Origin of the sequence: Halorubrum tibetense, assembly GCF_042661865.1 — an archaeon.
GTDB classification, from domain to species: Archaea; Halobacteriota; Halobacteria; order Halobacteriales; family Haloferacaceae; genus Halorubrum; species Halorubrum tibetense.
Map to the genome: position 1 here is coordinate 1 of NZ_JBHSWW010000087.1, position 8,710 is coordinate 8,710.

Below are 8,710 nucleotides of genomic sequence, written 5' to 3' on the forward strand. Positions count from 1 at the left end.
GAACTGCTCCAACGATCGACCAAAACAGCAATGAGCTGTGAACTCTCAGTTGAGAGCACCAGAGGCAAACTCTAGACCGCTTTGCAACACGACCAATCAGGTGATGCGGTAACTGATTCAATATGCGACAAAAGCCACAGGCAACAGGCCACGACGGGACGTGTATCAACCATCAGATAGATGCTGTCAGTCTCGCCGACCGTTCGGCATTGTGGCTGCGTGGTGAGACCAATGTTTGAGACACTCCTCGCGCTCACACCGCTTTTGATCGTCGCGGTGTTGCTGGTCGGCCTGCTGTGGGAGGCCACGCGCGTGATGCCGATTGCGTGGCTTGCAGCGGCCGTCATCGCGTTTGTCGTCTGGGGGATGCCACTGGAGTACGTCGCCGCAGCCAGTTTGACAGGCGTGATGGCCGCCATCGAGATCCTCTGGATCGTCTTCGGCGCGCTCGTGCTCTTGTATACCCTGATGCGCTCGGGCGCGGTCGACCGGATCAACACCGGCTTTGCGACGATCAGCGACGACCGGCGGGTCCAGATTATCCTCCTCGGGTTTTTCCTGGCGACGTTTATGGAGGGTGTCGCCGGCTTCGGAACGCCCGCAGCGGTTGTCGCGCCGCTGTTGCTCGCGCTTGGCTTCCCCGCGCTGGCGGCGGTGATCGCCGCGCTGATCGGCCACGCAATCGCGACCGTATTCGGCGCGGTTGGCACACCGATTATTGTCGGCTATGAAACGCCGCTGGGAGCCGTCGAACAGCAGATCGCTGACGGCACCGGACTGACCGTCGCACAGTACTCGGCTGAGGCTGGCGTGTACGCTGCGATGTTCAACGGTATACTGGGCATACTGATGCCGCTTGTGGCGGTCGGGATGGTCGTCTACTTCTTCGGCGAAGAACGGACGATCAAACCCGTGATGAGTGTGGTGCCGCTGGCAGTGGTCTCCGGATTCGCCTTCGCGATTCCGTACGTGGCCACGGCGTATCTCATCGGCCCAGAGCTTCCGTCGCTGTTCGCGGCGATGATCGGCGGCGGCGTTGTTGTGGGCCTCCTCAAGGCGGGTTACCTCGAACCGAAAGACGACTGGGACTTCCCGCCACGCGACGAGTGGCCCGACCACTGGGTCGGCTCGATTGAACCCGGCGGCGAAGAGGCCAAATCCGAGGCCGGTGCCGGAACCGACACTGGGGTCGACTCGACGCCCTCGATGGGACTGCTGCGTGCGTGGTCGCCGTACATCATTCTGGCTGTGCTGCTGATCGCCACCCGGATGATCGAACCGCTTGCAGCGTTCCTCCAGGCAGGCCCGATTCTGGCAATCGGCTGGGACGTCTTCGGCACCGGACTAGAGGGCGCGATCCGGTGGGCCTACGTCCCCGGCACCTGGCTCCTCGTTAGCGCGCTGGTCGCCGTCCCGCTGTTCGGCATGGACCGCTCGGAGGTCACCGGCGCATGGAAAGAGGCCGGTGGCAAGATCGTCTCGCCGGCCATCGTGCTGTTCTTTGTCATCGCAATGGTCGAGATCATGCTGAACACGGACGCCCACGGCGGCGCGCTCGTCGACGGCAGCATGATCGTCGTGCTGGCGGATGGAACCGCCTCAACGTTCGGCGCGGCGTACCCGATGATCGCGCCCACCGTCGGAATGGTTGGGGCGTTCGTTGCCGGCTCGATCACGGTGAGCAACATCACGTTTGCGGCCTTCCAGTTCGAGGTCGGCCTCGCGCTCGATATGCCGACGACGATTCTGGTCGCCTCCCAGTCGATCGGAGCAGCTATCGGTAACATCATCGCCATCCACAACGTGATCGCCGCGCTGGCGACCGTCGGGATGGTCGGTGCGACTGGGCGGGTGATCCGACTGAACTTGATACCGCTTGCGTACTACCTGATCGGCGGTGGCATCCTCACTACACTTGCGGTGTACGTGGTGTTCCCGACCGTGTTCTAACCCACCAACCCACACATTCATTCATCCAGTACACCAACACACCCCTAGTCAATACATACCATGAGCAAAACTACCCAACCCGGCGAGGAACCGCGCCCGGATCCGGCGAGCGATCCGCGCAGTAACTACGACTACCGAAGCGACGATATCGAGGACCCGGAGCTCGTTGCGGATCTCGAAGCCCTCGTCGACGGCGACGTGCGGTTCGACAGCTACACGCGCAACCTGTTTGCGACCGACGCCAGCGCGTACCACCAGCTGCCGATCGGCGTCGTCGTCCCCGAGTCGACCGACGATGTCCAGGCGGTCATGGAGTACTGCTGGGAACACGAGATCCCCGTTCTGCCGCGCGGCGGCGGCACGAGCCTCGCCGGCCAGACAGTCAACGAGGCGGTCGTCCTCGACTTTAAAAAGCGGTTCAACGAGATCGTCGACGTCGACCCCGAGGCCGAAACGGCGACCGCCCAGCCGGGGATCACCCTTGGTCGACTCAACAACCGGCTCAGCGAGCACGGCCTCAAGTACGCCCCTGATCCCGCATGGGGCGACAAAAGCGTGCTTGGCGGCTGTATCGGTAACAACTCGACCGGCTCGCACTCGCTCAAATACGAGAAGGCCGACGGCTATCTCGAATCCGTGGAGGTCGTGCTGGCCGACGGCACCCTGACGACGTTCGACTGGATGGAGATCGAGGAACTCCACGAGCGCGCCGCCGAGGTCACCGACGACGACCCGATCAAACAGCAGGTCTACCGGGTTGTCTCCGACGTTCTGCAGAACAAGCGCGAGGCTATCGAGGACAAATACCCTGACCTGATGCGGAACGTCTCGGGGTACAACTTCGACAAACTGCTCGAAGACGTCGACGAGCGCGGCAAGGTCAACGTCGGTCGACTGCTCGCGGGCAGCGAGGGCAGCCTGGGTATTGTCACCGAGGCGACCGTTTCGCTGGAGCCCGTACCAAACGAGACGTCGGTCGTTTTGCTCACCTACGACGACGTGATCTCGGCAATGAAAGATGTCGCGCCGATTCTCGAACACGACCCCGCGGCCGTCGAGGTGATGGACGACATTCTGCTCGATTTGGCCCGCGATACCGCCGAGTTCGAGGCTGTCGTCGACATCCTCCCCGAGGGAACAGACTCGACGCTACTCGTCGAGCTCTACGCGGAAGACGTCGACGACGGCAAAGGGAAGGTCGCAAACCTGTTGGCCGACCGACTGCCGAGCTACGACCCCAAGGTCGAGGCCAGTTCCGAGGCGATCACGACCGACGAGCCGATCAACGCCACCGACGCCCTCGAAGCGTATGATCCGGACCGGCAGGCCAAGTTCTGGAAGATGCGGAAGGCTGGCCTTCCCATCCTGCTTTCGCGGACCGGCGACGACAAACACTGGCCCTTTGTCGAAGACACCGCGGTGCCCGCCGAGAATCTGCCGGAGTACGTCGCCGACATTCAGGAGTTGTTCGACGAGCACGACACCTTCGCTTCCTACTACGCCCACGCAGGACCTGGCGTGCTGCACATTCGACCCCTCTTAAACCTCAAAGCCGACGACGGCGTCGAGACGATGCTCGAAATCTCGGATGCAGTGACTGATCTCGTCATCGAGTACGGCGGGTCGGTCTCGGGCGAACACGGCGACGGCCGCGCTCGGACGACCTGGAACAGGAAGCTGTACGGCGATGAAATCTGGGGCGCGTTTAAAGAGCTGAAGGCTGCCTTCGATCCGAAAGGACTCCTTAACCCGGGCAACGTCAGCGGCGATTTCGATCCAACCGAGAACCTCCGGTACGATTCGGACTACGAGTTCGATGCCGGCTTCGAGCCGAGTCTCCAGTGGGCCAATGAAAACGGCTTCCAGGGAATGACCGAACTCTGTCACGGCTGTGCGGGCTGTGAGGGCCACCAAGATACCACCGGCTCGATTATGTGTCCAACCTACCGGGCAACCGAAAACGAGGAGATCACCTCAACGCGCGGGCGGGCGAACATGCTCCGGCGGTCGATGAGCGGCGATCTCCCCGACGACATTTTTGAGGATGAATTCGTTCACGAGGTGCTCGACCTCTGTATCGGCTGCAAGGGCTGCAAACGCGACTGCCCGAGCGGCGTCGACCTAGCCAAACTCAAAACCGAGGTTAAACACGAGTACCACCAGCGTGAGGGGATTCCGCTGCGTGACAAACTGTTCGCCAACGTCGAGACGCTCTATAGCTTGGGCAGTACGTTCGCACCCATCTCGAACGTCGCCACGAAGCTACCGGGCAGCGGCGTCGTGATGGAGAAAACGCTCGGCATCGCCCGCGAGCGCGAGCTGCCGACGTTCAAACGCAACACGCTCCAGAAGTGGGACAACTCGCGGACGCCCGCAGTCACCGAGGCGGAGGCCGACCGCAAGGCCCTGGTGATCGCCGATCCGTACACCAACTACACCCAACCCGCGGTCGGCAAAGCCGCCGTCCGCGCGCTGGAGGCCGCCGGCGTCTACGTCGAGGTCTCCGAGGAGGTCACCGACAGCGGCAGGCCGGCCCACTCGAAGGCAATGGTCGACCACTCGCGGGCGACCGCCGAGGACAACGTCGACGCGCTCGTCCCGAAAATCGAAGCCGGCTGGGATATCGTCAGCGTCGAACCCTCTGATGCGGTGATGTACCAAGAGGACTATCTCGACCTGCTGGCCGGCGACGATGTCGAAGCCGTCGCGGCCAACACCTACAGCATCATGGAGTACATCGACACCTTCCGACTCGACGAGCAGATGGACGCCGACGGCGGCGAGACGGTCTCGTACCACGGTCATTGCCATCAGACCGCCGCAAGTCGGGACCACCACGCGGTTGGTGTGCTCCGGCGGACGGGCTACGAGGTCGACGTGCTGGATACCACCTGCTGTGGAATGGCTGGCTCGTTTGGCTACGAGGCTGAACACTACTCGATGAGTCAGGCGATCGGACGCATGCTGTTCGATGCGGTCGAAGAATCTCCGGCCCAGGAAGTCGTCGCGCCCGGCACCTCGTGTCGCTCGCAGCTGGCTGACTACGAAAAGCAGTACGGCAAACCGCCACACCCAATCGAGAAAGTCGCCGCCGCGCTGGTCGACTGATCGCACCGAGGCCATCCGTCGCATCGCCGACCAAACAGGAGTTGCGTCGACCGTCTCTCCGGCTGCAACCGTTGGGGTACTCGCGCTCACACTCGTCGGTGCAGCATACGTCGTTGGCAGTAGCGCACTTGGCGGATACCTCGCCGACAGGGTATCCGCGGGTGAGAAATTGCCGTGGTCGACAGACGATTCGACAGTCTCAGAGACGCCAATCGACCGTCTGAAACATCAATACGTCGATGGCGAACTCACTGATGCGGAGTTTGAACGCCGACTCGAACGGTTAGTCGACGCCGATCGCGAACGCGAGCGCGCAGAAGCAGGGCCCGACCACGGACAGCAAAGCCGCTATAGGCCGACAGACCACGAACGCGAGTCGATTGACCGCAAACGCTGAATCTATTCTTTCCGAAGTGGATTTATTTATTCAGATCCCTCCCCAGGTGCGTACGTCACTGTGACCACGAACTCACCCTCAAAGTCTATGAACTGGTGGTCTGTTTCAGGCTCGAGATGAATGACGTCGCCTGGTTCAACTTCGATGGACTCCTCTTCTGTTACGAGCGTCGCCTTTCCTGTATCGACATGATAAATCTCATCGACGGAGTGGGCGTGCATCGAATCTTCGTCTCCAGGTTCAAACCGCATGACATGGAAGCTGAAGGAGTCTTTTCGCATCGCCTCGATCTCTATCTCATCGTCTTCGTCCAGTTGTTCTGCTGATTCGGCAATATTAATTTGATTCACACGCATAGTATCGTTTCGATAAGGTTATTTCCACCGGTTCCAGTTCAATGATGAAATACAAGAATGTGAAGACCTCATACATAATTATTATACAGTGTGGTTCCATGTACTGCACATGCGCTTGCCAGAGACCCGTGATCTCTTCGCGAGAAAACTAGAGTTCCCAGTACCACGGGAGACGGTCGTAGAGACTGTCGGGAGTACAGAACTGACACCTCCGGATGGCGAAAGCACAACGATCCAATCCGTAATCGAGAAATCTGAAGTAGAGGAGTTCGCTTCAGCCGATGATCTTTACGATACGCTGATGACGCGCGTCGGAGCTCAATTTGTCGGACGCAGGTATTACGACGACCGCGGATCGATGCCAAAACAGGACGACAAAAGCGAGGTGAGTTTCTAATGTCAGTCACGCTAGTCTCAGGTGTCACCGGTGTTGGGCTGTCGACCGTCTGCCAGACGCTTCGGCAGAAACTCGGAGACGGGTACAAACTGGTGAACTTCGGCGACGTAATGCTTGAACAGGCCGCGACGAGAGGCCTGGCGACCGAACGAGGAGAACTTGCCACACTTTCGCAACAAGAGACACGCCGTCTACAGCGTCGTGCGGGCGAGTTCGTCGCCGATGAAGCCGAAGACACGAATATCATCCTCTCGACTCATCTGGCAGTAGAGACCCAGGCCGGCTACATAGAGGGACTCCCTGAGGAGGTACTCCGCGATGTCTCGCCGACAACGTTCGCTCTCGTTGAAGCGAGTCCAGCAACGATTCTCGAACGCCGAAGAAATAGGGGCCGTAAAGTCCAGGATGTGACCGAACACAAAATTGATTTCGAGCAGGATCTTAATCGGTCTGCCGCGCTCCAGTACGCACGTGATCAAAACGCGCCCGTTCAGTTCATCGAAAACGAAGGCAGCGTCGAGGAGGCCGCCGAGCGTCTCGCAGATGCGCTCTGAGTAAGCTACTATTCGCAATTTGCCAAGGCCGAATACCAGACAATCATCGAATTGAAGAATACCTCAGCTACAATTAACAGTCTTGCACACCATTAACTGAGTGATCTATCAACGTTACTTCGAGGCCTACAGGTAACGTTGTTGGGCGTATTCGAAATACCCCGGTTTCTCGAATGAAGATTAACCATCACCAGTGCTATACTTAGAGCGTGAAATCAGCAGTCGGCAACCATTGATTTCACACCGATTCTGATAAATTAGCCGGCCAGTCTCGATTTTAACACACCATCGTCAGTGTGACAGCAAGGGTTGTATCTCCGTGGACCTGACTGATGGATAGGAGATGCTCCTTGGTTATTAATACAGCTGAGCCAATTTGGTTTTCATGGGACTTTTCGGTGGCAGTGATAAATCTGTGAATAAACCAACAAAATCACAAAAGCGTGCCGACAAAATTGCCGAAGAACTTCAAGCCGGTCAACTCCAGCCCGGAGATGTTAAACAGCGCCTCCGTGGACCTCACCGTCCCGCCGCAGCCCGAGGCCTCGTCCTGGCGACTCTGCAAAATAAGGCAGTAATTGAAAGCTCTGTTGACACGTCAATAGACGAACTCGCAACGCGAGAACTGGCACGGCCAATCGCCGATAGTCTGCTTGTCAACGCTGAAAGATTCCGAACTTTAGATTTTGAATATACGACTGTGGTGGAAGAATCGCTTGTTGCACTTGAACAGGCTCTCCGTGAGATTGATTCGGTACGGACAGGGCATACTACAGAGGTCCTCGGTGGTGGTTCGAGCGAACTGGCGCTCGCTGCTGAACTTCGGGATTATGCTGATTCGGTGGAAGGTAGGCAGCAACTTGTCGCTGAAGCGACTGCTGATGCGTTCGAAGCTGTACCACAGAGGCTTGCGCTAGAGGCTGGGCTTGACCCGCTTGAAACGCTAGTTGAAATGCGGTCGGAGCACGCAAACGGTGGGGCGGTTAGTATCCATGTAGAAGAAAAGGAACTGCGGAATGCCAAGAATGCCAGCGAGCTGGCGATTGAGGCAGAGGAACTCCGAAAGCGGTTGACTGATGGGGTAGCACTTGCTGGGGTTGTTGCCCTTACTAGGGGAACGGTCACCCAGCTTGGTGTACTCACCGATTATGATCCGTATGACGGTTGGTCGGCGGGAATCTAACTGACGCGCATGTGTCGTCGGTACTTTCTGGAGGTGAGAGCGATATTAGAGGGTTAGTGTAATGAACTGAGACCGAGGCTTGTAGATCGTATCTGATTATTGCGTGTCTTTCATCGATTGTCTGGTAGTCTCGTTATACAGCTTGTATCTCAGTCTATATTAGCGGTCAAGAACAAAGTGATTGCTGTCGCTCTGGCTGTATTCTAAACACCGGTGAGGAAAGAGACCTGATCAAATCTCATACTCTATCAGTCATGCAAGATCGGGGCCGCGCGTCTTGCAGCAGATCTCCTATCATATGCAGATTGTGTTGAGTGGCCTCTGCAGAATATAGAGCGTGAAGTCAGCAATAAAGCACGCTGGGAAGAAGGGCACATAGAACGCATGTATCCACTAACTGCTAATACACCGGTTCTCAAGATATATACTTATCTCCAAGGTAAGGTGTACAGAGGAGACAATAATAATCTCTACTCTTCACTATGTCCAATCGCAGGATATGAGCGAGGATACATTCGTTTGTGACGACTGCGGTGAGGAATTCCACGTCTCTGAGGAAGCAGATGATGGGGTTTGTGACTGGTGCTGGATGGTTTCGGGAGCGTAGGTCTCTGTGAACAGCTTCGCTCCCCAAGGAGAACAGCAGACTGTGTGGACGATTAGGTTAATTGTACGTGTTTAGCCCGGGCTGATTTCGTCACTGTCTCGTAGATAGAGACACGCGGGGGACACATGGTCCGTCAGCAGGAATCGGGAATGCCTTCT

General features: G+C 57.9%; 7 protein-coding genes. 6 read left to right on the forward strand and 1 reads right to left on the reverse strand.

Going from position 1 to position 8,710, the window contains the following annotated elements:
• Positions 1-231 precede the first annotated feature (231 nt).
• The 3 genes from ACFQEU_RS07715 (at position 232) to ACFQEU_RS07725 (ending at position 5,455) form a co-directional block, all read left to right on the forward strand.
• Positions 232-1,950 carry an L-lactate permease gene (locus tag ACFQEU_RS07715; RefSeq protein WP_379780891.1) on the forward strand — a complete coding sequence of 573 codons (1,719 nt, stop codon included), beginning with the start codon at positions 232-234 and terminating at the stop codon, positions 1,948-1,950.
• Positions 1,951-2,010: 60 nt separating this feature from the next.
• Positions 2,011-5,058: an FAD-binding and (Fe-S)-binding domain-containing protein gene (locus ACFQEU_RS07720; protein ID WP_379780893.1), complete on the forward strand. Its 3,048-nt coding sequence runs from the start codon at positions 2,011-2,013 to the stop codon at positions 5,056-5,058.
• Positions 5,059-5,227: 169 nt separating this feature from the next.
• Positions 5,228-5,455, forward strand: a complete 228-nt coding sequence (locus ACFQEU_RS07725; protein ID WP_245202894.1) for an SHOCT domain-containing protein — start codon at positions 5,228-5,230, stop codon at positions 5,453-5,455.
• A gap of 26 nt (positions 5,456-5,481) precedes the next feature.
• On the opposite strand, the gene ACFQEU_RS07730 is transcribed toward ACFQEU_RS07725, so the two are convergent.
• Positions 5,482-5,805 (reverse strand): cupin domain-containing protein, encoded by a 324-nt coding sequence (locus ACFQEU_RS07730; RefSeq protein WP_209487344.1) that lies wholly within the window; start codon positions 5,803-5,805, stop codon positions 5,482-5,484.
• 115 nt (positions 5,806-5,920) lie between these two features.
• Between ACFQEU_RS07730 and ACFQEU_RS07735 the strand changes: the two genes are divergently transcribed.
• The 3 genes from ACFQEU_RS07735 to ACFQEU_RS07745 all read left to right on the forward strand — a co-directional run bounded on the left by ACFQEU_RS07735 (position 5,921) and on the right by ACFQEU_RS07745 (position 7,945).
• Entirely contained in the window at positions 5,921-6,208 is a 288-nt protein-coding gene (locus tag ACFQEU_RS07735) for a DUF5789 family protein (protein ID WP_209487328.1), read from the forward strand.
• Positions 6,208-6,762, forward strand: a complete 555-nt coding sequence (locus ACFQEU_RS07740) for an adenylate kinase (RefSeq protein ID WP_209487327.1) — start codon at positions 6,208-6,210, stop codon at positions 6,760-6,762. Before ACFQEU_RS07735 ends, ACFQEU_RS07740 begins: the two co-directional genes overlap by 1 nt.
• 385 nt (positions 6,763-7,147) lie before the next feature.
• Positions 7,148-7,945: a TCP-1/cpn60 chaperonin family protein gene (locus tag ACFQEU_RS07745; protein WP_379780896.1), complete on the forward strand. Its 798-nt coding sequence runs from the start codon at positions 7,148-7,150 to the stop codon at positions 7,943-7,945.
• The last annotated feature ends 765 nt before the right edge of the window (positions 7,946-8,710 follow it).

Coding starts and splice junctions, on each gene's coding strand:
- ACFQEU_RS07720 (WP_379780893.1), top strand. CDS start 2,011: ATGAGCAAAACTACCCAACCCGGCGAGGAACCGCGCCCGGATCCGGCG.
- ACFQEU_RS07745 (WP_379780896.1), top strand. CDS start 7,148: ATGGGACTTTTCGGTGGCAGTGATAAATCTGTGAATAAACCAACAAAA.
- ACFQEU_RS07735 (WP_209487328.1), top strand. CDS start 5,921: ATGCGCTTGCCAGAGACCCGTGATCTCTTCGCGAGAAAACTAGAGTTC.
- ACFQEU_RS07715 (WP_379780891.1), top strand. CDS start 232: ATGTTTGAGACACTCCTCGCGCTCACACCGCTTTTGATCGTCGCGGTG.
- ACFQEU_RS07740 (WP_209487327.1), top strand. CDS start 6,208: ATGTCAGTCACGCTAGTCTCAGGTGTCACCGGTGTTGGGCTGTCGACC.